General features: G+C 64.9%; 22 protein-coding genes and 2 tRNA genes. 12 read left to right on the top strand and 12 right to left on the bottom strand.

Going from position 1 to position 23,765, the window contains the following annotated elements; genetic code table 11:
• Positions 1–139 precede the first annotated feature (139 nt).
• Entirely contained in the window at positions 140–1,852 is a 1,713-nt protein-coding gene (locus IIB36_15525) for a D-aminoacylase (protein ID MCH7533146.1), read from the top strand.
• Between the two features lie 27 nt (positions 1,853–1,879).
• Here IIB36_15525 and IIB36_15520 read toward each other — a convergent pair whose 3' ends face one another.
• Positions 1,880–5,038 carry a hypothetical protein gene (locus IIB36_15520; protein ID MCH7533145.1) on the bottom strand — a complete coding sequence of 1,053 codons (3,159 nt, stop codon included), beginning with the start codon at positions 5,036–5,038 and terminating at the stop codon, positions 1,880–1,882.
• A gap of 188 nt (positions 5,039–5,226) precedes the next feature.
• Here IIB36_15520 and IIB36_15515 point away from each other — a divergent pair, with 188 nt between their 5' ends.
• The 4 genes from IIB36_15515 (at position 5,227) to IIB36_15500 (ending at position 8,852) form a co-directional block, all read left to right on the top strand.
• Positions 5,227–5,598: a hypothetical protein gene (locus IIB36_15515; protein MCH7533144.1), complete on the top strand. Its 372-nt coding sequence runs from the start codon at positions 5,227–5,229 to the stop codon at positions 5,596–5,598.
• Complete coding sequence (locus IIB36_15510; GenBank protein ID MCH7533143.1) at positions 5,595–6,197, top strand: class I SAM-dependent methyltransferase; 603 nt, start codon at positions 5,595–5,597, stop codon at positions 6,195–6,197. Before IIB36_15515 ends, IIB36_15510 begins: the two co-directional genes overlap by 4 nt.
• A gap of 95 nt (positions 6,198–6,292) precedes the next feature.
• Complete coding sequence (locus IIB36_15505; GenBank protein ID MCH7533142.1) at positions 6,293–7,483, top strand: beta-lactamase family protein; 1,191 nt, start codon at positions 6,293–6,295, stop codon at positions 7,481–7,483.
• Between the two features lie 160 nt (positions 7,484–7,643).
• Complete coding sequence (locus IIB36_15500) at positions 7,644–8,852, top strand: VCBS repeat-containing protein (GenBank protein MCH7533141.1); 1,209 nt, start codon at positions 7,644–7,646, stop codon at positions 8,850–8,852.
• A gap of 1 nt (position 8,853) precedes the next feature.
• Here IIB36_15500 and IIB36_15495 read toward each other — a convergent pair whose 3' ends face one another.
• Genes IIB36_15495 through IIB36_15475 form a run of 5 tightly spaced genes read right to left on the bottom strand, consistent with a single transcriptional unit; the run spans position 8,854 to position 12,209 of the window.
• Positions 8,854–9,858, bottom strand: coding sequence for a VOC family protein (locus IIB36_15495; protein MCH7533140.1), 1,005 nt, complete (start codon positions 9,856–9,858; stop codon positions 8,854–8,856).
• A 23-nt stretch (positions 9,859–9,881) separates the two neighbouring features.
• Positions 9,882–10,820: a hypothetical protein gene (locus IIB36_15490; protein MCH7533139.1), complete on the bottom strand. Its 939-nt coding sequence runs from the start codon at positions 10,818–10,820 to the stop codon at positions 9,882–9,884.
• Positions 10,821–10,861: 41 nt separating this feature from the next.
• On the bottom strand, positions 10,862–11,665 hold the full coding sequence (locus IIB36_15485; protein ID MCH7533138.1) for a VOC family protein: 804 nt from the start codon (positions 11,663–11,665) through the stop codon (positions 10,862–10,864).
• A gap of 56 nt (positions 11,666–11,721) precedes the next feature.
• Positions 11,722–12,072 carry a hypothetical protein gene (locus IIB36_15480; protein ID MCH7533137.1) on the bottom strand — a complete coding sequence of 117 codons (351 nt, stop codon included), beginning with the start codon at positions 12,070–12,072 and terminating at the stop codon, positions 11,722–11,724.
• Positions 12,069–12,209, bottom strand: coding sequence for a hypothetical protein (locus IIB36_15475; GenBank protein MCH7533136.1), 141 nt, complete (start codon positions 12,207–12,209; stop codon positions 12,069–12,071). The genes IIB36_15480 and IIB36_15475 overlap by 4 nt, the downstream gene beginning before the upstream one ends.
• 233 nt (positions 12,210–12,442) lie before the next feature.
• On the opposite strand from IIB36_15475, the gene IIB36_15470 reads away from it, so the two are divergent.
• From IIB36_15470 to IIB36_15460, 3 genes are all read left to right on the top strand, one after another.
• Positions 12,443–13,453: an isopenicillin N synthase family oxygenase gene (locus IIB36_15470; protein MCH7533135.1), complete on the top strand. Its 1,011-nt coding sequence runs from the start codon at positions 12,443–12,445 to the stop codon at positions 13,451–13,453.
• A 192-nt stretch (positions 13,454–13,645) separates the two neighbouring features.
• On the top strand, positions 13,646–13,852 hold the full coding sequence (locus IIB36_15465) for an Arc family DNA-binding protein (protein MCH7533134.1): 207 nt from the start codon (positions 13,646–13,648) through the stop codon (positions 13,850–13,852).
• Positions 13,849–14,238: a type II toxin-antitoxin system VapC family toxin gene (locus tag IIB36_15460; protein ID MCH7533133.1), complete on the top strand. Its 390-nt coding sequence runs from the start codon at positions 13,849–13,851 to the stop codon at positions 14,236–14,238. Before IIB36_15465 ends, IIB36_15460 begins: the two co-directional genes overlap by 4 nt.
• Here IIB36_15460 and IIB36_15455 read toward each other — a convergent pair.
• The 4 genes from IIB36_15455 to IIB36_15440 all read right to left on the bottom strand — a co-directional run bounded on the left by IIB36_15455 (position 14,235) and on the right by IIB36_15440 (position 16,977).
• Positions 14,235–15,908: a M20/M25/M40 family metallo-hydrolase gene (locus IIB36_15455; protein MCH7533132.1), complete on the bottom strand. Its 1,674-nt coding sequence runs from the start codon at positions 15,906–15,908 to the stop codon at positions 14,235–14,237. The two genes, IIB36_15460 and IIB36_15455, sit on opposite strands and share 4 nt — an antisense overlap.
• 45 nt (positions 15,909–15,953) lie before the next feature.
• Entirely contained in the window at positions 15,954–16,136 is a 183-nt protein-coding gene (locus IIB36_15450) for a hypothetical protein (GenBank protein MCH7533131.1), read from the bottom strand.
• Between the two features lie 191 nt (positions 16,137–16,327).
• Positions 16,328–16,687: a type II toxin-antitoxin system RelE/ParE family toxin gene (locus IIB36_15445; protein MCH7533130.1), complete on the bottom strand. Its 360-nt coding sequence runs from the start codon at positions 16,685–16,687 to the stop codon at positions 16,328–16,330.
• Complete coding sequence (locus tag IIB36_15440; protein MCH7533129.1) at positions 16,684–16,977, bottom strand: type II toxin-antitoxin system Phd/YefM family antitoxin; 294 nt, start codon at positions 16,975–16,977, stop codon at positions 16,684–16,686. The genes IIB36_15445 and IIB36_15440 overlap by 4 nt, the downstream gene beginning before the upstream one ends.
• Before the next feature lie 211 nt (positions 16,978–17,188).
• On the opposite strand from IIB36_15440, the gene IIB36_15435 reads away from it, so the two are divergent.
• Entirely contained in the window at positions 17,189–19,231 is a 2,043-nt protein-coding gene (locus IIB36_15435; GenBank protein MCH7533128.1) for a PQQ-binding-like beta-propeller repeat protein, read from the top strand.
• Positions 19,232–19,282: 51 nt separating this feature from the next.
• Here IIB36_15435 and IIB36_15430 read toward each other — a convergent pair whose 3' ends face one another.
• Entirely contained in the window at positions 19,283–20,029 is a 747-nt protein-coding gene (locus IIB36_15430) for a hypothetical protein (protein MCH7533127.1), read from the bottom strand.
• Positions 20,030–20,152: 123 nt separating this feature from the next.
• Here IIB36_15430 and IIB36_15425 point away from each other — a divergent pair.
• Both IIB36_15425 and IIB36_15420 read left to right on the top strand, forming a co-directional pair.
• A tRNA-Lys gene (locus IIB36_15425) sits at positions 20,153–20,230 on the top strand.
• Between the two features lie 146 nt (positions 20,231–20,376).
• Positions 20,377–20,467 (top strand) — tRNA-Val (locus IIB36_15420).
• Between the two features lie 348 nt (positions 20,468–20,815).
• Here the strand turns inward: IIB36_15420 and IIB36_15415 are convergent.
• Positions 20,816–22,576, bottom strand: coding sequence for a VCBS repeat-containing protein (locus tag IIB36_15415; GenBank protein ID MCH7533126.1), 1,761 nt, complete (start codon positions 22,574–22,576; stop codon positions 20,816–20,818).
• Positions 22,577–23,672: 1,096 nt separating this feature from the next.
• Between IIB36_15415 and IIB36_15410 the strand changes: the two genes are divergently transcribed.
• Positions 23,673–23,765: DUF21 domain-containing protein (locus IIB36_15410; GenBank protein ID MCH7533125.1), on the top strand; the 93-nt coding region annotated here is incomplete at its 3' end.

Below are 23,765 nucleotides of genomic sequence, written 5' to 3'. Positions count from 1 at the left end.
AGGCAACCTACGGCCTCTCTGGCCATCTCGCCCGCGGCATCGCTACCGCCCTATGTTGCCCCGGCCGACCGACCACTGAGTCGACGTCGGCGGAGAACCGTCGAAATACGAAGCGAGGGAGACCCGCATGATCAGACGGATGCTGTCCATCGCCACGGTGCTCGCAGCCACCGCGGCGTGCACCGACGCTGCCACCTACGATCTCCTCATCAGCGGGGGAACCATCTACGACGGCTCCGGTGCGGCATCGTTCATAGGGGACGTGGCGATCGACGGAGACCGCATCGTGGCGGTCGGAGACCTCGCCGGCGCGACCGCTGAGAGGGTGGTCGACGCGTCCGGTTTGGCGGTCTCGCCGGGCTTCGTGAACATGCTCTCTTGGGCTACCGAGTCCCTCATCGTCGATGGTCGTTCGCAGGGCGACCTCCGCCAGGGTGTCACCCTCGAAGTGTTCGGTGAGGGCAACTCCATGGGGCCGATGAACGACGCCATGAAAGAAGAGTGGCTGGAGAGGTTCGTGGACTTCGTCGGCTCCGAGCAGCGCGCGGCCGAGCTGCTCGGGGGCGCGGTCGAGGTGCCGTGGACGACGCTGGGTGAGTACCTCGAGTTCCTGGAGACCAAGGGAATCTCGACCAACGTCGCTTCGTTCCTCGGCGCGACCACCGCGCGCATCCACGAGCTGGGCTACGCGGACCGACCTCCGAATGAGGAAGAGCTCGAACGCATGCGGCAGCTCGTACATGCGGCCATGCGCGAGGGCGCCATGGGCATCGGCTCCTCGCTCATCTATGCGCCGGCGTTCTACGCCAATACGGACGAGCTCGTCGCGATCTCCTCCGTCGCCGCCGAGTACGGTGGCATGTACATCTCCCACATGCGCAGCGAGGGCAACCGGCTGCTCGAGGCCGTCGAGGAATTGATCGGCATCTCACGCGAAGCAGGGCTGCCGGCAGAGATCTACCACCTGAAGGCAGCCGGCGAGCGGAACTGGGGTAAGCTCGACCAGGTCATCGAGATGGTCGAGTCAGCGCGCGCCGAGGGCCTGCGCATCACGGCCGACATGTACAACTACACCGCAGGATCGACCGGACTCGATGCGGCGATGCCCCCGTGGGTACAGGAGGGCGGATACGACGCGTGGGCTGAGCGCCTTCGCGACCCTGGCGTCCGAGCCCGCGTCGCGGCCGAGATGGTCGCGCAGCAGGACGATTGGGAGAACCTCATGCAGGGCGCCACTCCCGAAGGCACGCTGCTCGTCGGGTTCCGGAATCCAGGCCTGCGCAACTACACCGGCCGCACGCTGGGGGAGGTGGCGGCGGAACGGGGCACATCAGCCCAAGAGACCGCGATGGACCTCGTGGTCGAGGACGGGAGCCGCGTCCAGGTCGTGTACTTCCTGATGTCCGAGGACAACGTGAAGCGGCAGATCGCTCTGCCGTGGGTTTCCTTCGATTCCGACGCGGGTTCGATGGCGCCCGAGCCTCCCTTCACCGACGTGAGCACGCACCCCAGAGCCTACGGAAACTTCGCGCGGCTGCTCGGAAAATACGTGCGCGAAGAAGGCGTCATCCCGCTGGAAGAAGCGATCCGTAAGCTCACGTCGCTTCCGACCACGAACCTGGGCATCGCGGATCGGGGCCTGCTCGCCGAGGGCTACTACGCGGACGTCGTTGTCTTCGACCCCGCCACCATCATCGACCACGCGACGTTCGAGGACCCGCACCAGTACTCGACCGGCGTCGTGCATGTGTTCGTGAACGGCGGGCAGGTACTGCGTGACGGTGAGCATACCGAGGCGACCCCGGGCCGGGTGGTCCGGGGTCCGGGGTGGACGGGAGGTGGCCGGCAGTAGGCAGACAGCCGAGTGGTCGGCTGTCCGCTAGCTGATGACGCGCCGCCAGTTGGTGAGGATTTTCGGAGCGTCCTCGAGCAGCTCGTTGAGGTCCGCGATCACGCCGTTGACGATCACGCTCAGCTCCTCCGCCCTCCGAGCTGCCGCCACCTCGACCTCGGTCAGCACCTCCATCTGCCCCACGGTCGGGCGAGCCTGCGGGCCCTGGATGCTGCCGGAAATCCTCCGCAACTGCTCGATCAGGCGCGGCCAGTCGCGGTAGTTCATCGACCCCACCGGCCGACGTACCTCGGCCTCGAGTCCCGTCAGCGCTCCCTGCGCCTGTCCTGCCGTCTCACGGATCTGCGCTTCGTTCGACAGGTCCTTCCCGTCGATCGACTCGAGAAGCCCGCCGATCTGGCCGTTGAGGTCCACCATCGTACCGACCATCTGGTTGAGCTGAGTCTCCAGATCACGGACCCTCATGGCTGCGGTGAAGCGCTCGGTGTACACGGCTTGAGAAGCCGCGACGTTCGGATCGCCTCGCAGCACGAAGTCCTTCGAGAGCTCACGTCCGCCGACCTCGATCGTGGCGGTGTAAGCACCGGGAACCGCGGGAGGTCCCCCGCCACCACCGAAGAAGCCGCCGCCACGGCCGCCGCCGCCCTGCTGTCCGGGAATCGGCTCGGCGCCGGTCCACGAGAGATTCCACACGGCCCGGTTGATGCCTGCCCGCGCCTCTCGATGGGGGACCTCCTGCACGAGTTGGCCGCTCGGGTCCGTGATGCGCACGGTCACACCGGCTCGGGGGAGGGACGCCGCCACGTCGTCCGACAAGTAGAAGTGGATCCACGCGCCCGGCTGGGGATTGTCACCCGTGAACAAGCTCTGTCCGAGGCTGCTTCCCCTGCCCCACGTTTCCCACTCTGTGGCGTTGCGGATATCGAACATGTGTGCGTCGCTCCGGAGCGCTTCGGCCATCTCGACCATCGGCTGAATGTCGTCCAGAATCCACGCGCCCCGACCGTGCGTGCCAACGACCAGGTCGTTGTACTGGCGCTGGATCTTGATCCCCCGCACCGACACGCGCGGCATGTTTCCGCGGATGTCGACCCAGTGCTCACCGCGGTCCCATGAACCGTAGAGACCGCGGTCCATGCCCACGAAGAGCAGGTTGGGGTTCGACGGGTGCTGACGAACGACCTTCACGTAGTCGTCCTGGGGCAGCCCCGCGGAGAGATCACGCCAACTCCGACCATAGTCGGTGGTCTCGTAGAGGTGCGGCGTGAAATCGTCGAGCCTGTGGTTGTCCACCGCCATGAACGCGGTGCCCGCCTCCGTGGGGGAGGCCTCGATGTTGCCGATCCAGGTCTCGGCCGGCAGTCCAGGCACGCGGTCTCGAACGTTGGTCCACGAGGCACCGTTGTCCCGTGTGATCTGGACGTTGCCGTCGTCGGTCCCCACCCAGATCACACCCGCCTCCACTTCGGACTCGGCGATGGTCAGGATCGTGGTGTGGAATTCGGCCGCGGTGTTGTCGTTGTAGATCTCACCGCCCGAGTCGAGCTGCTTCTCGGGATCGTCGGTGGTGAGGTCGGGGCTGATGATGTCCCAGCTGTGCCCGTAGTCCCGGCTTCTGAAGAGTACGTTGCCACCCCAGTACACTGTTCCGGGGTCGTGGGGGGAGATGTGAATCGGCGCGTCCCAGTTGAACCGGTACCGCGCCTGGAACATGCCCTGGCCCTGTGAGCCGATCATGAGCGGGAACGGCTCGATGGACCGGATCTGGCCCGAGTCCGTGTCGGTGATGCGGAAGTAGCCGCCCTGCGCGTTGGAGTACACCAGATTCGGCCGCCCGGGAACCGGGACCGTATGGAAGCCGTCGCCACCGCTCACCGTGTACCACGCGCCCGGCACGATGCCCGCGTTCTCGTTCATCTGCGACGGCCCACACCAGTTGCCGTTGTCCTGCAGTCCGCCGCACACGTAGTAGGGGTCTCGGTCGTCGACGGCCACGTGATAGAACTGCGCCAGGCTGACATTGCGAAAGATGTGGAAGTTCGCCCCGCCGTCGTTCGACACCTGCATTCCGCCGTCGCTGCCGGACAGAATGTGCTCGCCGTCCTCCGGATCGATCCAGAAGGACTGGTGATCGCCGTGCACACCCTGGGCGATACGCCGGAAGGTGCGCCCGCCGTCGACGGACTTCGCCATGCCCCCGGAGAGCGTGAACAGCGTGTTGTGATCACTCGGGTCGACGAACACGTCGGAGTAATAGAACGGGCGGAAGTTGATCGTGTTCTTGTCGTCGTTGATCATCGTCCACGTCTCGCCGTAGTCCTCCGATCGGAAGAGCGATCCCGCCGTCGGGTACTCGGTGATGAGATAGACGATGTTCGGCCGGGACTGTGCGACGCTGATCCCGATTCGAGCCATGGGCTCGTCCGGCGTGGTGGTCACCTTGCGCCACGTGTCCCCCGCGTCGCGCGACACGTACAGAGCCGTCTCCTTGCCTCCGTCGTCGAAGCGCCACGGGCGACGCCGGAACGTCCACATACCGGCGTACACATTGCGCGGATTCGACAGGTCGATGTCCATGTCCGAGCAGCCCGTGTCTTCGTCGACGAAGAGCACGTGGGTCCAGTTCTGGCCGCCGTCGGTGGTCTTGAAGACACCTCGTTGGGCATTGGGACCCCATTGGTGCCCCATCGCGCACACGAGCGCGACGTCCGGGTCCCTCGGGTCGACGACGATCCTCTTGATGCGCTCCGTGTCCTCGAGCCCGAGATGCGACCAGTTGGCGCCGCCGTCGGTCGAGCGCCACACGCCGAGCCCGTACGACACCGAGTTCCGCGGATCCCCTTCTCCAGAGCCGAGCCAGACGACGTTGCGGTCGGAGGGCGCGAGCGCGAGCGCGCCGACGGAGTACGCTTCTTCGTCCTGCCACTGCCCCTCGAACGTGACGCCACCGTTGCTGGTCTTCCAAACGCCACCGTCGGCGCCGCCGACCCAAAAGGTCCTGGGATCGCCGGGAACGCCGAGAATGGCCGAAACGCGACCTCCCATGTTCACCGGTCCGATATGGCGCCACTCCAGGTCGCCCAGGGCACCCGCAATGGCGTCCGGGCTCTGGGCCGTGGTGCGCGCGGCGACGGCCACCGTGGACAGGGCGCTCACCAAGAGCAACAAGCTCCGCGACGACTTCATATGAGACTCCTCCGCTGATCGCTGGGGAGGCAGTTCAGCAATTCAATGGGTAGGTCGACTAATACTCCGAACCTTCTCCCGTATCCGCCAGCGGGAGGCAGCGGCAGAACGAGTAGATTGACTCATTCCGCGACCCACTCCGACAGGCACACCCAAGCCCCGCCTTCAGGCTCCTACCGGATCCGCTGATGAAAGCCGAGCCCGTCGCCATTCGAGCCTTCGACTACTCTGCCGCCGTATCCTTCGGCGCCGTCGCCGCCCTGGCATCCTCCTTCCTCGTTCCCGATCTCCTTCCCACGCCCTTCGCGTTGCTCGCGGGCATGGTCATAGGCATGGCGTCCGCGTTCCCCCTGCTCGGCCTGTTCTCATGGCTGCTCGGCGGATTCGAGATCTTGATGATGTCGATGCAGATCGGCATGCTCGCGGGAATGCTCGGCGTCATGACCGATTCTCAAGGGCCGGCTCGGGTAGCGCTGGTGGGCGCGCTGACGGGGCTGGCAGTCCAGCTCCTCCTGCACGTGGCCGACGGCGCTCTGCATGGCGAGGTGAGCTGCGAATGAACGACCGCGCGATCGCCAAGTGGAACAAGGCAGCGAAGTTCCTCGACGCCGGCCTGCGCGGAGAGGAAGCGCGCTACGGCCGGTTCAAGCGGGATCTGTTCGGCAAGGCCAAGGGAAAGACACTTCTGGTGGCCGCGGGGACTGGCGTCGACTTCAAGTACTTCCCTGCCGACATCGAGCTGACCGCCATCGACTTCTCTCCGAGCATGCTCGAGGTGGCGGAGAACAAGGTGGGTGAGTGTCCGGCTCCAGTGACGCTGACAGAGGCGGACGTCACGCATCTCGACGACCCCGACGCTCACTTCGACACCGTCGTCACCTCGTGCACCTTCTGCTCCGTCCCGGACCCGGTCAAAGGACTTCGGGAGCTCCGCCGCGTTCTCAAGGACGACGGCGCGCTCCTGATGTTCGAGCACGTGCGCCCCTCCAACTTCTACCTGGGCTTCGTGACGGATCTGATGAACCCGGTCGCCAGGATGATGGGACCGAACATCAACCGCCGAACCGCCGACAACCTCCGCACGGCGGGATTCCGGCTCACCCGCGAGTTCAACGTCTACCTCGACATGGTGAAGCTCTTCGAGGCGTGCAAGGCGTAGCTCCTCCATGGGGTCCCCCTCTCGGTGGTGCTCCCCGACGCCCGGTCCTACTCTCAACGGGCCCCAAGGTATCGTTTCGCGGAGCACGGGAGGATATGGACAGTGAGGCGATCAAGATGAAGGAGCGTGGGAGCCGAATCGCGGAGCGCCGTCGGTGGCTGCTCGGACTGCTGCTGGTCTCGGCGCTGGTCGGGACACCGGTCGCTGCCCAGAACGCTGCGTGGGATCGCGAGATCGCAGACTTCGCCGAGCAGCTCTCGGTGCAGGTGTCCGAGGACGACGTGGGCGGTATCGCCGCCGGCATCGTGGTCGACGGTGACCTGGTGTGGGCCCGGGGCTTCGGCTGGGCCGATCGTGACGGACGCGTTCCGATGTCTCCCTCCGCGGTATCGCGTACCGGCTCGATCTCGAAGTCCGTGACCGCGGTGCTGATGATGCGCCTCGTGGACCAGGGGGTCATCGCACTCGACGAGCCCGTCGAGCGGTACCTGCCGGAGTTCGCGCGCGTGAGCGACAAGCGGCCCGGGGCGGAGACTGTGACGTTCCGGCACCTCGCGAGCCATACGGCCGGCCTGATTCGCGAACCGACCAACGTGGCCGAGATGGTCCGGGGCCGGCTCGAGTTGTGGGAAGAGCGCATCGTCGAGTCGCTCGAAAACACCGCGTACGATTCCATTCCGGGCGCGCGCTATCAGTATTCCAACATCGGCTTCGGTGCGCTCGGGCTCGCGCTCTCCAGGGCGGCCGGGAAACCGTTCATGGACATGGTCCAGTCGGAGGTTTTCGATCCGCTCGGCATGACGGGCTCATCGTTCGTCGTCGTGGGAGGCGAATTGGAACCGCGGCTCGCTACCGGCTATGTGAATCGACGAGACGGATCCATCGACGCCGAGCAGCCGGCCCGGGAGCACGAAGGCCGAGGCTATAAGGTCCCCAACGGGGGGGTGTACTCGACGGTGGCCGATCTCGGGCGCCTGCTCGGCGCGATCGCAGGCGTGCCGGGGCTGCGCATTCTCTCCGAAGCGAGCCGCCTGGAGATGATCTCGGTCCAGACGCCCGAGGACCCGAGCCGCGGGTACGGCCTTGGCTTCTCCGTCAGGGCCGATGGGGACGGCAACAAGATCGTCAGCCACGGCGGCTCGGTCGCCGGGTACACCGCGCACATGGCGGTCGACCCGGACGCGCGCATCGGCGTGGTACTGCTGCGCAACTATCAGGGTGGCGCGACGAATCTGGGGAGAGCCGCGCAGGGCCTCGTGGGGCGATTGGCCGCGCTGACGCGATAAGCGGGACGGCGCAGCGGCCGAGCGGACTCAAGATGCCCAGGAATCCGTGCAGATGAGGTCTTCGCAGAGCACGCCCCTTGCCCACGCCGCGCGAGACACTTCTGATGTGAGGGAGCCAGTCGGTGGATACGACGGCGCAAGCCCACGGAGGTGCCCTCCCATGCTTCTGAAGAGCCTTACTCTCATGACAGCCGCGGCCCTGGCCATCGGCGTGCCCGCCGTATCAGCACAGTCACCCTCCACCGCCCCGGTTCGATTCCGGGCGCATGATATCGCCGAGATCCGGGGCGGCTACGCCGTCGCGGTGGCCGACTTCAACAACGACGGTCGGCTCGACGTGATGGCCAACTCGTTGGGCGTGCCCGAAGTCGCGTGGCTCGAGAATCCCACCTGGGAGCGTCATGTGATCGTTGCCGACACGCGCTCCATCGTGAACCTGGCGATCGCCGACATCGACGGCGACGGCATCCCCGAAGTGGCGTTCCAGAGCTCGTTCGCCATGGTGCCAGCGAACAGCGAGGGAATCAACTGGATCGCGAGAAGCCAGGGCGATCCGGGGATGGCATGGAAGGCTGAGCCGATCGACCGGTGGGCCACCTCACACCACGTGACGTGGGCCGACCTCGACGGCGATGGTAAGCTGGAGCTAGTCAATGCCGCGCTCCTCGGGCACGGCAGCCTCGCGCCCACCTATGACCAGGACCAGGCATCGGTCTTCTGGTACGGGCAGGACGGTTGGCATCGCGGCACTATCGCCACCGACATTCCCGGGATCATCCACCGCGTGCGCACCGTCCGGTGGGATGCGGGAAGCCGCGACCAAATCCTCGTCGCGAGCTTCGAGGGCATCACGCTCTATCGCGCCTCCGGTATGGGCGCCGCGATGACGTTCGAGAAGGAGGTCATCTCGAACGGCCACGTCGACGCGGCCCCCAGACTCGGCGCGAGTGACGTCGGCGTTGGCATGAGCAACGGTAGGCGTATCGTGGCCTCCGTGGAGCCTTGGCACGGGAACGAAGTGGTCGTCTATACCGAGTCCGGTGGCGCGTGGCAGCGCCGCGTCATCTTCGACAAGGTCACCAGCGGACACGAGATCGCCGTGCTCGACCTCAATGGCGACGGCCGGGCGGACATCGTGGCCAACGACAACAGTCGCGTGACTGAGAACAACCCCAATGCCACGCCGGGCGTGCACGTGTTCTTCTCGCCGGAAGATCCCGCGACGGGTGAATGGACCTACGTGCGCATCGAGAGCGAGTTCGCCATGAACGGCTGCGTGGGCGGGGACATGAATCAGGACGGTCGGCCCGACATCATCTGCACCGGCAGGGGCGGCATGATCAGGTGGTATGAGAACCTAGGCATGTAGGCTAGCACACGTCGCCCAGGTACCCGCCGCCACCGCAGTACGTCGGGTCCTGCAGCTGGATAGATAGGCCGTCGGGGTCGCTGAAGTAGAGCTCCGGCGTGCCTTCCGGCGCGCCACCGCGATTTGGCATGCGCAGGGATATCCAGTGCCGCAGTGGTCCGGGTCCGCCGTCTCTCGGAGTGACGCCGTGCTCCTCCAGCACGCTCTGAACGCGCTCCACGTCGAAGTCCTCCACCGTGAGGCAGACATGGTTGATGCGGGCAGCGCCACCGCCACCGCCGACCCCAATGAACATCAGGAAGTGCTCGCCTGGCCCTACGCCGAGCGCAGGCGTGGCGGCCTGCATGGTCTGGGTGTCCAGGCCGAACGTCTGCTGATAAAACGCGTTCGTGCGACGTGGATCGGTAACGTTGATCGTGAAGTGGCTCAGTCCGACGGGCGTGAGCGATCCCCGCCCCGGCGCGGGCCCCGGCGCGGGCTCAGCGTCCATGCACACATCGCCGAGCGGACCGCCACCGGCGCAATACCTCGGATCCTGCAGCTGAATGACGAGACCGTCGGGATCGCCCAGGTGGACTTCGCGCGTGTTTCCTCTCGAGGTGACGCGCACGCTCATCGCGCCCCCGCTCAGGCCACTTCTCAGCCCTTGGCCTCCACTCGCCGCGGTGACCCCGTGGCCGCCCAGGATACGCACGACGCGATCGACGTCGAAGTCCTCGACCGCCATGCCGAAGTGATCGATGCGCGGCGGACTGTCGCCCGCGTCGGTGAGCGCGAGGAAGCGCGGTCCGTCGCCGATGCGGAGGACGATCGTGCCCGCCCGACGCGCTTGGACTGGCATGCCGAAGAGCCCCTGGTAGAACTCCAACGAGCGCTCCAGATCCGATACGGCGAGCGTCACCTGGTGCAGCCCTCGGACGCGGAGCGGAGCGGCCTGTTCCAGCGCGAGCAAGCGGCGGGAAAGGGCAAACGCCGGCAGCGAAAGCAACAGCGCTCTGCGCGTCATGACACCGTCTCGGCTGGCGGCGCTCACCGCCCGTTTCGGACGAACTTCTTCAGATTGCGGGACGAGACTTCTCCGGCATACACGTTGCCCGCAGCGTCCACGGTCACGCCTTCGGCCAGCGCTTCAGAAATGAAACCGATCTCCGAGAAGTCGGTGGCGTTCGCGATCACGATGCCCTCTCTCAGCTGGTAGTCGGCCACATAGATGACGTCGTCCGCGGTAATGTGAATTCCGCTCGCCATGATGTCCGGCCACTCATCCAGGAAGTTTCCCTGCTGGTCGAAGACCTGAATCCGCTGATTCACGCGGTCGCCGACGAACAGCCTCCCTCTGGAGTCGAAGGCGAGGGTGTGTGGCTCGTCGAACTCGCCCGGGCCGGTGCCTTCCGAGCCCCAGGCCATGAGGAATTCCCCATCGCTCGAAAACTTCACGACCCGGTTGTTGCCGTGGCCGTCGGCCACGAAAATGTCGCCGTTCGGCGCGATCGCGACGTCAGCCGGACCGTTGAACGTGCTCGGCCCGTCGCCGGCCACACCCGCGGTGCCGAGCGTCATCAGTACCGTGCCGTCCGGACTGAACTTGAAGACCTGGTGGCCCATGCCATCCCGTCCCTGCGCGTCGGTCGTCCAGAGATTCCCGTCCGCGTCGAGGGTAGAACCGTGCGGCCACACGAACATGCCCGCACCCCAGCTGTCCACGAGCCTGCCCGATGGCTCGTACCTGAGCATGGGCGTGACGTCTTCGCGGCCGTCCACGCAGTTGTTCGCGAAACATCGTTGGAAGACCCACAGATTCCCGTCGGCGCCGATCTCGACCCCGATGGTCTGTCCCCACGCTTCCACGCCGTCCGGTAACTGCGCCCAGCCGTCGACGAGGCGGTAGGACACCTCTTGGGCGTCTGCGCTCGCCGCCCCAAGCGCGACCGCTGCGACACAAATCAGAACTCGGCTCGCGTGCGACATCACTGCTCCTCCTATACCGCAAGTGGGAAGCCAATGTCGGCTCATCTCATGTCGGGTGCCCGGTCGACGAGCTCGACCCTCGCGCCGTGTGGCCCGGCGACGTAGAAGAACTCGATCATCCCGCTCGGGAGCGTCATCTCTCGCGGGGCTGACGTGATCTCGATGCCTCTGGCTGTCAGATCGGCGAGCGTGGGGGCCGCGTCGGGTGCACGCCAACCGATGTGGTCGATCGTGCCTTCACTGCTCGGGAAGGTCTCTCCTTGCTGGACGAGTATCCAGACGTTGCCCGGGTACAGGATGCCGTCCAGACGTCCCCTCAGGTTCATGCGCACTCCGCCGAAGGTGTCCTCGTACCACTGGAGTGTCTCCTTCGGGTCTGGCGCCCGTAGATGGATGTGATGGAACCCGAGGTGTTGCGCGTCCTCGATGAACTCGAGTCGAGTGCCCCACGGATCGACGATGAAAGCCAGCTTGAAGAGATTGGGCACGTCACGAACGGGCGTCGTGACGGTCGCGCCCGCGGCCTCCGCCTCGTCGACCTTGGCGGCCAGATCCGGGAACGAGAACCCGAGGTGGTCGATCGCCCCGCCGGCGCTCGGCTTTCTGGGATCGCCTCGGTTCGGGAGGAACATGATCCGGGTCGTGCCGAACAGCAGCCGATCGGTCCTTCCGTCGACCCACTCGCCGCCGATGTGGTCATGGTACCATTGGGCCGCAACCTGCGGGTCCGGGACCGACATGTGGACGTGGTCGTAGAGGCGAGTCGTGACCTGTGCGCTCGCAGCCCCGGCGAGGAACGCGGTGGCGGCAAGTGCTAGGATCACTCTGGCGGCGGAGGGTCGCATGTCGATCTCCCTGTTGATTCGGTGGCTCGTGTGGGTAACGCCTAATGCGGGGCGCGTCAGTGCGCAAACGCGTCGGCGAATTCCACTCGCCCACCGCGCGCCCGGAAGGACGTCAGAAGAGCCTCGAACTCGAGGCTGAACTCCTCGTTGGACAGCCACTCGCGGTCCAGGACGCGCAGGACATCCACGTCCCGGAGGACCCGGTCAAGATTGTGGAACAGTTGCCGCGTCGTGCGCTCATCGAGCGCTGCCGGCGGCTCGCCATCGGCCACGGGGTCGAAGCGCTCGTCTTGCTCAGCGCCGGTCAACCCGGTGTTGAGGCAGCACATGTAGAGCCGCTCGCAGGAGAGGTGGAGGATCTCCTTTCCGCGATCGGTCTTGAGCGATAAAAAGTCGCGTCGGTTCATGAACGATACACGCTGCGTATATGTGCCTCGAAGCTGGCGACATCTTCGATCCCCATCCGGCGCGTGAACATCGAGCCCTCGTCGCCGTTCATGCCGACGACGAGCGGCATGTCGTGCTGGCGGCCCGACTCGTACACGGCGACCGGGTCGTCGGGGATCGTCCAGCCAAGCTCAGTGCCACGACCAGCGACGTTATCATCGCCAGCGTCAGCTTCCTCTTCTTCATGTCGGCCCTGTTGGTTTCAAACCGATGTTTTCACACCGAAGCCAACATCCGATGCGCGGGCCGGGCAGACAAGGAAGCGGGCGCCGGTGGACCGTCAGTCGCGAGCGCCTTGCTCTCGCCCCCAAGCCCGCTCTACCGTGCAGGATGAAGTACCGTAGCTCGTTCCAGGTCCCCATCATCGACGTCGCGCCACTGGTCACCGGCGTGGGCGACGAGGGAGCCGTGAGCTCCGCCATGGGCGAGGCGTGCCGGCTCGAGGGCTTCTTCTACGTCGTGGGGCACGGTGTGAGCGAGGACCTTCAGCGCCGGCTGGACGAGCTCGCCCACAGCTTTTTCGCGCAAGATCCCGAGACGAAGCTCGAAATCCGGATGGAGCTCGCGGGCAATGCATGGCGCGGATACTTCCCCGTGGGCGGCGAGCTCACGTCGGGCAGGCCGGACCTCAAGGAGGGGCTCTACTTCGGCGCCGAGCTCGGTGACGACGATCGGCGAGTGCGGGCCGGCGTTCCGCTCCACGGAGCGAATCTGTTCCCGTCGGGACTCCCCGGCTTCAGGGACACGATCCTGGAGTACATGGCGGCGCTGACCGACCTGGGTCATGCACTCATGCGGGGCATCGCCATGAGCCTCGCTCTGGAGCCCGACTACTTCCGCGCCGGGTACATGGCTGATCCGCTCACGCTGTTCCGGATCTTCCACTACCCCCCCGCCCCACCCGTACCGGCTCGCGAGCAGCAGTGGGGCGTGGGCGAGCACACCGACTACGGCGTGCTCACGATCCTCAGGCAAGACGACGTGGGCGGTCTCCAGGTAAGAACCGAGTCCCGTTGGATCGACGCACGACCCGTAGCGAACTCCTTCGTATGCAACATCGGGGACATGCTCGACCGCCTGACCCGCGGGCTCTATCGCTCCACGCCTCACCGCGTGCTGAACGTCTCCGGGCGAGGGCGCCTGTCGTTTCCGTTCTTCTTCGACCCTGGATTCGATGCGCACGTGAGACCGATCGACTTGAGCGGCGTAACGCTTCCGGCAAACGACGCGGACAAACGCTGGGACCACGCAAGCGTGCACGATTTCGAGGGCACGTACGGGGACTACGTGCTGGGGAAGGTCTCGAAGGTGTTTCCGGCGTTGCGGCATTCAGTCGAGTAGGCAGGCCGACGGCGGGCGAGCCGAAAGAAAGGGTTGGCCCTATACGAGCATGTAGGAGCCCCATATCTCGGAGATCTTTCATCCCGGAGATCTTCATCTGGACGGCCTTCATGTGTATCATATTACTATCATAACGATAGCATATTGAGGTCGAGAATGGCGAACCTGGCGCTGCGAGGAGTCCCCGAAGGTATGTATCAGACGCTGAAAGAGGCCGCGAAGCGTAACCATCGCAGTCTCAACGGTGAGATTCTTACTCGTCTCGAAGCCTCCCTTCGCTCTTCCGCCACCGACGCAGAAGTGATTTTGGCCCGAGTCGCGGCACGCACCGCTCGACTTCGCATGCCGCGTTTCGACGACCGGCTACTCAGCGATCTGAAGGACACGGGTCGCGCGTGATCGTCGTAGACACCAACGTGATGGTGTACGTCGTCACGGGCTCTGAGGACCACGGTGATCGGGCCGCCGCGCTACTCCGAACCGAGTCGGACTGGGCCGCTCCATCGATCTTGCTCAGTGAATTGCGGAACGTTCTGACGGGATTCGTCCGGCGCGAATGGGTGGAACTCTCAGATGCGAAGGCCATGCACGATGACGCCCTGGCGATCCTCGCTGACCGGATCGGAGCAGTGGACGGCTCCGAAGTCCTGGCTGTCGCGGCATCCCTCGGTCTCAGCGCCTACGACGCCGAGTTCGTGGTATTGGCTCGGGAGCTGGAGTGCGAGCTCGTTTCGGCGGATCAGCGGATCCTGGCAGCCGCTTCAGACGTGGCCCGGCCGCTCTAGCGGTTCCCCGCACGCGGCATCACGTGCTCCGCGATCGCGGCGTGGTAGACGAACACCGCCATGATCACAGCGTTCTTCTTCAGGTCGTCGAGCGGAATCGTGTCGAAGAAATCGAGGTTCGTGTGACCACCGGTCCCGCCGACGCGCGCCTGGAGGAACTGAAACGCGGGCAGTCCGACATCGTCGAAGGGCACGTGATCCGTACTCCCCACGCCCTGAGGGGAGATCGTCGTCATCCCCATGTCACGCAGCGGCTCCATCCACGCTGTAAACGGGGCGCGCACATGCTCGTTGCCCTGCAGCCAGATTCCACGGTACTGACCCGGTCCATAGTCCTGGTTGAAGTACACGGAGAACTTGTCGTACGCGTCCTTCTTCCCGACGGCCGGATCGCTCGGATCGCCGAAGTGGTCGCGGACGTAGGCGCGCGATCCCCAGAGGCCCTGCTCCTCTCCGGACCAGAGCGCGATCCGGATGGTGCGTCGCGGCTCGGCGCCGATCGCGGTCAGAATCCGCATCGCTTCGAGCATCACGGCAACGCCGGACGTGTTGTCGGAAGCGTTGGGACTGGCGTGCCAGGTATCGAAGTGCGCGCCGAGCATGACGACCTCGTCGGCCCGATCGCTCCCTGGGATCTCCCCGATGACGTTGTTCGCCTGGCTCACGTCGGCGCCGTGGCGATTCCGGACCTCGACTTCGATCTCGACCGGGATGTCGCGGGCCAGCACTCGGTACATGCGGTTGTAGTGCTCGGGCGTGATGGCGATGATCGGCACCGAGGCCAGCGTCTCATCGCGCGCCCAGCGATCGATCTTGGCGCCCGGGCGTGCGAAGCCGCGGACGGCACCGGGCCAGCCGCTATTCGATTCGAGGACGACGGCCGCCCCCTCGGATACGTAGAACTCCAACCTCTCCGCGGCGGTCAGAATCTCCGGGTTGACCGGCGTGGGCGGATACAGGCGAGAGAAATACGGGTCGGGTCCTGAAGGCGGCACGATGACGTCCTCTGCGAGGGCACGCATCTCCTCGTCGGTCCGCCGGGGCGTGCCCGTGGCGAAGCGCGTCAGGTCGATCGTCGGTGGGGGCGACGACATGACGGCCATGCCCCGCAGCCGACCGCGATACCGCTCCAAGTCATGACGCGTGCGCACGTTCCCTATGACCACGCTCAAGCGCTGCTTGCCGTCGGTGCCGGGGGTGTGAGCGATCGGGTACGCGACGAGCGGGGAGTAGTCGGGTGCCAGCATGTGCAGCGAGACGTACTCGTTGTCCCAACTCACCCCGTAGTCCATGAAGGGCTCGCGAGCGATGTTGGTGAGGCCGATGCGCCTCATCTCCTCGATGACCCAGCGCTGAGCCCGATCCATGTCGTCGGAGTTGGTGAGGCGCGCCCCGAGCACGTCCGTCATGTAGGAGAGCGTATTCGGAAGTTGCGAGCGCTGCAGGCCCTCCTCGCGGATCTTGGCGACCACGTCGATGTCCACGGGCCAGCGCGGGGCGTCCTGCGCGACGAGCGACGAGTCGTGCACGGGCGGGCTCATCGCGAGTCCCGCGGTCGCGAGCAGCGTCGCAGTGGCGATGGCGAACGGCACGCGCCGGACACGGTGGGCCTGGGTGGTGCGGGGGCGGGAGTGATGCATCGGTAACTCGCTCGCGTCTGAGGCGTTCACGTAGTGGCCTCCGGCCAAGTTCCGCCAGCCACCCCGCAGGAGCAACTACACCCTGAAGCCGAGCGCCGCCGCGACCTCCCCCTGTCGGCGGTCGAGCGTCAGAAACGTGAGGTCGCCGGGCTCGGAGGTGACGTAGATCGCGGCTGGCAGGTGCCAGAGATCGGAGCCCCGCATGCACGCCGTCTGGAGTACGCGGGTGATCTCGTCCGAGAGCAGTCGCGAGACCATCTCATCCCGCTCCGGTTCGTCGAACGCGATCGCGACCAGGCAAGACGTATCGACGGGGCGGCCTTCAATCGTCCCGCCCTTCGAGGAAGCGTTGGAGGGCCCCTGGCTTCGGGGCCACAGGACGAAGCTCGCCCCGCGGCTCGTCACCGCCGACGAGAATGCCGTATTCGACCCCTGGTCACCCCTCCCTTTCAGATCTCGGGGTCGCCGTCTTCGCGTAATGCTTGGCCCCGCGGCACGTCGCCTGGACGTGGAAGTCGGTGAGCGTGCCGGAGCCCGATGATCCACACCTTTGAGCGACGGTCATCGACCGTGAAAAGGAGAAGATGGCTATCGATGGCGAGCTGGCGAACCTCGTACCCGACGTAGGCGTTTTCTTCGGCCTTCGCGGCTCGCCTGGGCGACTGAGCGAGGGAGTCCACGGCATCCCAGATGCGCTCGAGCCAACGCTGAGCGTTCACGGGCGCCTGGCCCTCGACGGCGATGTACCTGGCGTTGGCGGTGATCGCGGCCAGAGCTGCTTCAGTGAGCTCGACCGCGTATCTGGTCACCGGTCCAGTTTCAACCCAAGCTCATCCGCTACCCGCTTGAGCGCAGTCTTTGCCGGCTGCGAGCGACCCTCGCGGATGTCCTCCATGCCGCGATCGATCATGGCCAGGCTCTCCGCGAGCTCAGCCTTATCGGCGAGCGCGTCGTATGCTTCCGGGCTCAGGACAACCGCATCGGTCTTGCCGTTCCGGGTCACATAGAGGGGTCGGCCGGTCTCTCGGACCTGGCGAAAGTGTTCTCTGAGGTGCCGGCGGTGCTCCGTGAAGCTGGTGATGTCGGTGCTGCGTGCCATTGGTCCCTCCACTGCATAACTGTACCTAATCATGTACATCCTGGCGCAGAGCATCCTGAGAGTCAAGAACGCACCATCAACGCTGCTCCGCTCGCCACGAAGTCCGTATCCCGCACTCCTCGACCCTCGCGCCTAGCTGACTCCCCGCCCGCGCAGTACCATGCTCAGTGCCAAAAAGGCCGACCCGTCGTACTCGTCGAGGAGGAACACCATGCCTTCGTCGTCCCGTAGACCCTCCTGCCTCCCGCAGAGCCTCACCCTCGCACTGGCCGTCTTGTTGACCGTGCCTGTGCTGGGACTCGCGCAGGATCGCGGCAACCCGTACGGGGAGTGGCGCTACCAGAGCGCCGACTCGTGGGGTACGCGCTATTCGCCCGTGGATCAGATCAACGCCGACAACTTCGGTGACCTCGAGGTGGCGTGGGTCTGGCAGGCCAACAACTATGGCCCCACGGTAGACTATCAGTTCAAGTCGACCCCGACGTACATCGACGGGATCCTCTACACGGTAGCCGGCCAACGCCGCACCGTAGCGGCGATCGACCCCGCGACGGGTGAGACGCTGTGGACGTACCGCGAGCCGAACACGACTCGTTGGGAGCGCTCCATGCGGCAGAACTACGGCAAGGGCGTCGCCTACGGAGAGATCGATGGCAGGGGCGTGATCTTCTACACCTCCCCGGCCTTCTTCCTGCATGCGCTGGACGCCAAGACGGGCCGGCACATCGAGGGCTTCGGTGCCCCGGTGCCCATCGAGGGCTTCCCCCAGACCGGTGTCGTCGACCTGCTCGTCGACCTCCTGGACGACTGGGGTCCCTGGGAAGCGTGGGATGAGCCGTACGATCCGGACTTCGGGATCCCGCGCGAGCTGGGTTTCATCACGACGTCATCGCCCCCGATCGTGGTGAACGGAACGGTGGTCGTCGGGAACTCCGCCGAACAGGGCTACAACCAGACGCGGATCGAGAACGTGCCGGGTGACATCCTCGGGTACGACGCCGCGACCGGCGACTTCAAGTGGAAGTTCCACGTCATTCCGCGCCCGGGCGAGGTCGGGCACGAGACGTGGTTGAACGACGCATGGGAGACCACGGGAGACGTTTCTTCGTGGGCACCCATGTCTGCCGACCTGGAGCGGGGGATCGTGTACATCCCGACGAACCCGCCCACGATCGACTACTTCGGGGGCTTCCGGCCGGGCAACAACCTGTTCGGGACCACCGTGATCGCGCTCAATGCCGAGACCGGCGAGCGAGTGTGGCACTTCCAGACGGTCCACAACGACCAGTGGAACTACGACATCCCGAACGTGCCGATCATCGTCGATCTCGAAGTGGACGGGAGGCCGGTTTCCGCGGTGATCCAGACATCCAAGACGGGGATGATCTACGCGTTCGACCGCGAGTCCGGAGAGCCGATCTGGCCGATCGAGGAGGAGCCGGTCGTACAGACCGTCGTGCCCGGGAACTGGACCGCGGCAACCCAGCCCATCCCCACGCGCCCTGAGCCTGCGGAGCCATTTGGGCTCCCAGAGGAAGACGTCATCGACTTCACCCCCGAGATGCGTGCGGAGGCGCTCGAGATCCTCAGCAGGTATCAGGTGGGCGGTCCGTTCATGCCGCGGCTCTACGACGATCACAGCACGGGCTTCGAGGACAACATCCGCTGCTACGGCGGCTTGAACATCACGAACCCCGCGACACTCGACCCGTCGACCGGCATCCTCTACATGGCTTCGGCGCGTCGGTGTAGCGGTGGCAGCGTTGCGCTCGGCATCGAGGCGGACGATCCGGCGAACCCCCGAACGACGGGCACGACGATCTCTCAATGGGTCGCGGGCCCTGGGGGCGGGATGGGTACGGTGCAGGGGCTGCCGATCCACAAGCCGCCGTACAGCCGCCTGTCCGCGTTCGACATGAACACGGGCGAGCGCATCTGGTGGATCCCGATCGGGGACGCGCCCGAAGCGGTTCGGGATCACCCCGCGCTGCAGGGTGTGGACCTTTCGCGCATGGGCAGCGGTGCCAGCTCGATTCAGATGGTCGCGGGTGACCTGCTGTACGCGACCGAAGGCTCGAGCGGACCGGCGGTTCTCAACGCCTTCGACAAGCGGACGGGCATGCAAGTCGGCGAGGTGGAGCTTCCTTCGCCAGGGCAGTACGGCATGATGACGTACATGCACGAGGGTCAGCAGCATGTCGTCGTACAGGTCGGACGGCCAGGTCGGCTAGTGGCGTTGCGCCTACCGAACTAAAGCTGTGGAGGGGCGGTGGAGGGGGAGCCCGGCGTCTCCGAGTCGGGCTCCTCAGTTCACCGCCAACGCGCCGGCAAACCCTTCGGAGTCGAGCTGTAGCGCCCCTCGCTCGCGAAACCGCTCCAGAGACGCGGGGTCACGGCCGAACATGCGCGATTCCTGCCAACCCTCGTAACTGCGGTACCACGCGATGCGGAGCATCTGAGCCTGTCCATCGCGATCGGGCGTCTCACGAAACAGTCCTACGACCTCGGCTCCAAAGGTCGGCTCGAACGTCTGCCACGCCTCGACGCTGAGTCGGATGACCGTGTTGATGTCGTCCGCGGCGAACTTGTTGAGGCGGTGCACGTAAAAGCCGGGCCGGGTGAGCTCGCGCACGTGCTCGGGGCGCACCGTGGACCGGAACACGCGAGTTCGCGACTGGATCACTTCGTCCAGCGCGTTCAGCGCTCGATCCGTCCGGTCGCTCGGACTCTCGGCGGCGCCATCCGGCCACGCGATCATCACGAGCAGCTCGTTCGGCCCGAGTCGCTCGAACGGCGCATCGTCCGCGAGCGGAACCGCGCGCCACACGCCGATGAGCTGACCACCCTGCTCGGCGATTCCCGGAAGCGCCTGGTCGCGCAACTCCTCGAGCGCCGGAGCCCAGTCGTTTCGCGTGCGGACTTCGGTGTACGTGAAGACGTACGCGGCCGCCGAGGGGGCGTCGTCGTCGGGCGAGCCACCGCTTGCGATATCAGCTTCGGGGGCTCCGCGTCCGCAAGCGGCAACGCCGAGCACAACGAGCAGGCACAGCACGGTAGCGGGCCAGCGGACACGGTGTGTGGGTCGTTTGCACACGGTGGGGAAGTGGAATCGGTTCCTAGAGCGTCTGGGCGCGGCTGACCGACGCAATCTGGCAACCATCGGGGAAGCGCGCGAGCCAGCTCGGGTGTCGGCGGCACCAAAGCCTGCTGACTCTTAATCAGTAGGTTCGGGGTTCGAGTCCCTGGCGGGGCACTCGTTACAGGACAACGACTTACGGGAGCGGCCTCCTACTATGTGGGTGGCCGTTTTCGCGTTATAGGGTCCGTATAGGGTCCGGTGGGACGCGGTTCGCCAGTTCCAGCGGGGCCGGGGCCACGGCGAGGGGGTAGCTCCGAAACGGGTTGGCAGCCAGCTAGGAGGGGGAGGCTTGGGCGCGCCCCCCTCTGCCTTACAAGCAGGGGGTCACTGGTTCGAGTCCAGTAGTGCCCATTGGGTAAAGCGAAGCCCTATAGGGCTTTACCGCCTCGTATGGCTTCGCTTGTCGGAAGGTGGATTGTGTGCGTACACACTGCGTGCACTTCACGAAAAGGGGAACGGGGCGGGCTCCCGCCTTCTCTCGGGACTTCCCGGTGTCGGGGATAGGTGGTGGCAATTTTGCCACACCCTCCCGAACCGTTGGTAGTGTCCTAATTGAATCTTAGTCGCCCGTGCCACGCTCACGTTGAGTGAGCCACCTCCAAGTGATGATCCTCGCCGACCGATTCCACGAAGACGCGAAGCCAGGGGGAGCAGCCCCGACGAATCGACCCCGATCAGTGACCAAAGGCGCCACTATTGTTAGCGGTTGAGCCACAAGGCGATCGTACCACCACCCCCCCCGAGGACAACGATCACGACATCCAGCTTGCCATCACCGTTGGCATCGATGAGTTCGGCGCTAGGCCCTGGAGCATCAATTTGAAGAAAGGCGGCCCCGCCGTTGTTGATGTAGAAGATAGGGGGGCTCCCCGAGTTTGGATGAATGTCGGGCCATCCGTCCCCGTTCAGATCCGCCACCTGCAAGCTCAAACCACTTCCCGGATTCCCGCCGAAAACCTCAGTGGTTACGTCCTCAAAGACCAGGTCTCCGCGATTGTACCACAGAAGGAATAGCGGAGGTCTAAAAAGGACCAGGTCAGGTAGCCCATCCAGGTTCATGTCACGGCAGACTACACGTTCGGGTAGGAGACCTTGGTCTGATGGCAACACCGCAGGCGCCTTACGAAAGTGGCCGAACCCGTCGTTAACCATGATGAAGTCTCGTGGAACCGCCCCCGACCCAATTTGCCCGCCAAGATACAGGTCGTTGTCTCCGTCTCGGTCCAGGTCACAGAAATCGCCGACCAGCCAGTTGTAGTTCCCCATCGAGCCATCCTCCAGCAGACTACTCTCGTTGAAAAGTCTTGGGAAACGCAGAGGCTCGGCAACGAAGTGCCCGAAGCCGTCGTTGACGTAAATGTTGCTGTAGTTGGGGGGTAACGACCCTGACTCTCCAGTCCATAGGTCCACATCGCCATCGCAATCCACGTCCCCACTCGCGCCTCCATGCGTGAACTGGTCGGGCCGGTTGGGTACGAGATTCGTTGAGGAGGCATCGAGAAAGGCGCCTCCATCCTGGGACAACAGCAGGACGTTCGGGGCTCCCGGGAACGGTGGGGCATCCTTTCCCCCCTGGACCAAGACCAAGTCCGCGATTCCGTCGCCGTTTAGATCCGAAGTGAGGACTTGGTTCGTGTGATCTGCTCGAATCGAATCCTGAATCCCCGCCTCCGTGGCATCCTCAAACGTACCGCCGACGTTTCGCCAAAACAGCAGCCGTCCCGGGCTATCCGACGCAAAGTCGAAGTTGGGGAACATGATGTCTTGGTCTCCATCGCCGTCAAAGTCTGCCACGCCAGCGTATGGTGCACGAGCCGAGTAGCGAGTCTCGATGCTGCCGAAAGCTCCCGGCACCTCGTCGAAGGTCGGCGGACCTGCCACAGGCCCTCGTGTGGGAAAAGTCGTTGGGACGACGCACAGCACGTTGCGTTGCAAAGCTACCCGCACAGGGATCGTCGCCTCAGCGATCAACTCCGTTTGAGCGGTGCTCGACTGCGACGAAGGGGCGGCATTTGCTCCAGCAACCGTGACCTCAGCAGTGATAACGGCTTCTCCAGCCACGCCTGTCGTGATCAGCCCGGAGGCGTCAACGGAAGCCACCTCGGCATCGGAGGACGACCAGGTCGTAGACGCTCCTGCAACGGGTGCGCCTGCTGCATCGACCGCCTGAGCGGTCACGCGAGCCGTGTCGGCCCACCGATCCAGCACGAGCGAGTCAGGGGAGAACACCACATCGACAGCTTCCTGCTGGACCGTGATCGAGCCTGTGCCGGACACCGCGCCGATAGTGGCCGTGATCGTTGAGGTGCCGTTCCCCACGGATGTGGCGAGGCCGGTCGAAGCGTGCACGGTCGCGACACCGACGTTCGATGACGACCAGGCAAAGGACTGACCTGATATCGTGGTCCCTGAAGCGTCTCTCGCCACCGCGCTGAACTGTTGATCAACGGTGACAGACACAAGGGTTTGCGCAGACGGTGACACTTCGATACTCGCAACTACCGGCGCTGTTGGGCCGGATGGCCCCGCCGGTTCTACCGCATCACTCCCACACCCCGCGAATGAAAGCAGAAGGCTGCACGCGAGTAGCCAACGAGCTACGGTGCCCTCAGAATAGATCAGGCAGTCGAGTGACGGTCGCAAAGTAGTGGCCAATCTAGGGCTCCGTTCAGGCGGGTGATGGGATCAGTCATGCGCAGAAGATGCGGCGTGGGTCGGTGGAGCGCGAGTGGCCCCCGCTACAGCGGCACCAACGGCACCGTGATCACCGCCCCAGCAGCATCCACGGGTCTGCTCCTTTTTCGTTGGCTTGGTGGGACTCGAAGCGCCTATTTGGAAAAAAGATTTTGGGTCAAAATCGTATGAGGGGGAGATGGGACCCGTTTTACGTGCTCACATACCGGGATCCGTGCAGAGGTCCCCCCCACCTTTGGCCCTGCAGATTGCTGAGTTCGAGGCTGTAGTTTCAGGTTGATTCTTGTCTTCCTGGTGACAGTCAGCCCCGCTAATCTGTACCCTGTTCGTCCACCACAGCAGTGCTGCTCGACACGACTTCAGCTTCAGCAGCAATGGGGACGACCTCGGTGACCCTCGACACGGGCGTCAGGCGTCGTCGGATCAGCTAACGTGCCCACCCGCCCCTGCCCATGGAGCAGGCGGTCGATACCTCGTTCATCCTTTAGCTAGGCCAATCCGTCGCCGTGTTGTGCACGTTGCTGTGCACGTTTACGCTGAAACGGCCATAGAATCGAGACATTTCAAACGCCCCCGAATGCGAACACAGGCGCGCACAGGGGCTTTCAGTTTACAGGCGGTCCCGGCGTGCGGTTGACCTGAGAAGGGGCAGTGCGCGGGGGCAGTGATCGGAGGGTGTCGCTCCGCGCGTGAGGCCCGGCGCGCGTCCCATAGACATGACCGCCTGGAGTGCTTGGTAGCCCCCCACTGTGCTAGGTGGGGCTCTAGTGGTCCAAGCCCTTCTGTCGGAATCGGTTAGGGTCGCTGAACGGGAACGGGTTTGACAGGGCGTTTCGCCGCCTCTGTCGTCGGCGTCACGCTAATGCTGCTACTATTCGGAGAAATTTTGCCCAAAACGATAGCGGCTAAAAACGCTGAAAACGTTGCGATGGTATTGGTCCGCCCCCTCCAAATC

Source organism: Gemmatimonadota bacterium (assembly GCA_022560615.1).
Lineage (GTDB): Bacteria > Gemmatimonadota > Gemmatimonadetes > Longimicrobiales > Gaopeijiaceae > UBA1138.
This window is presented reverse-complemented; position numbering and strand designations above follow the sequence as displayed.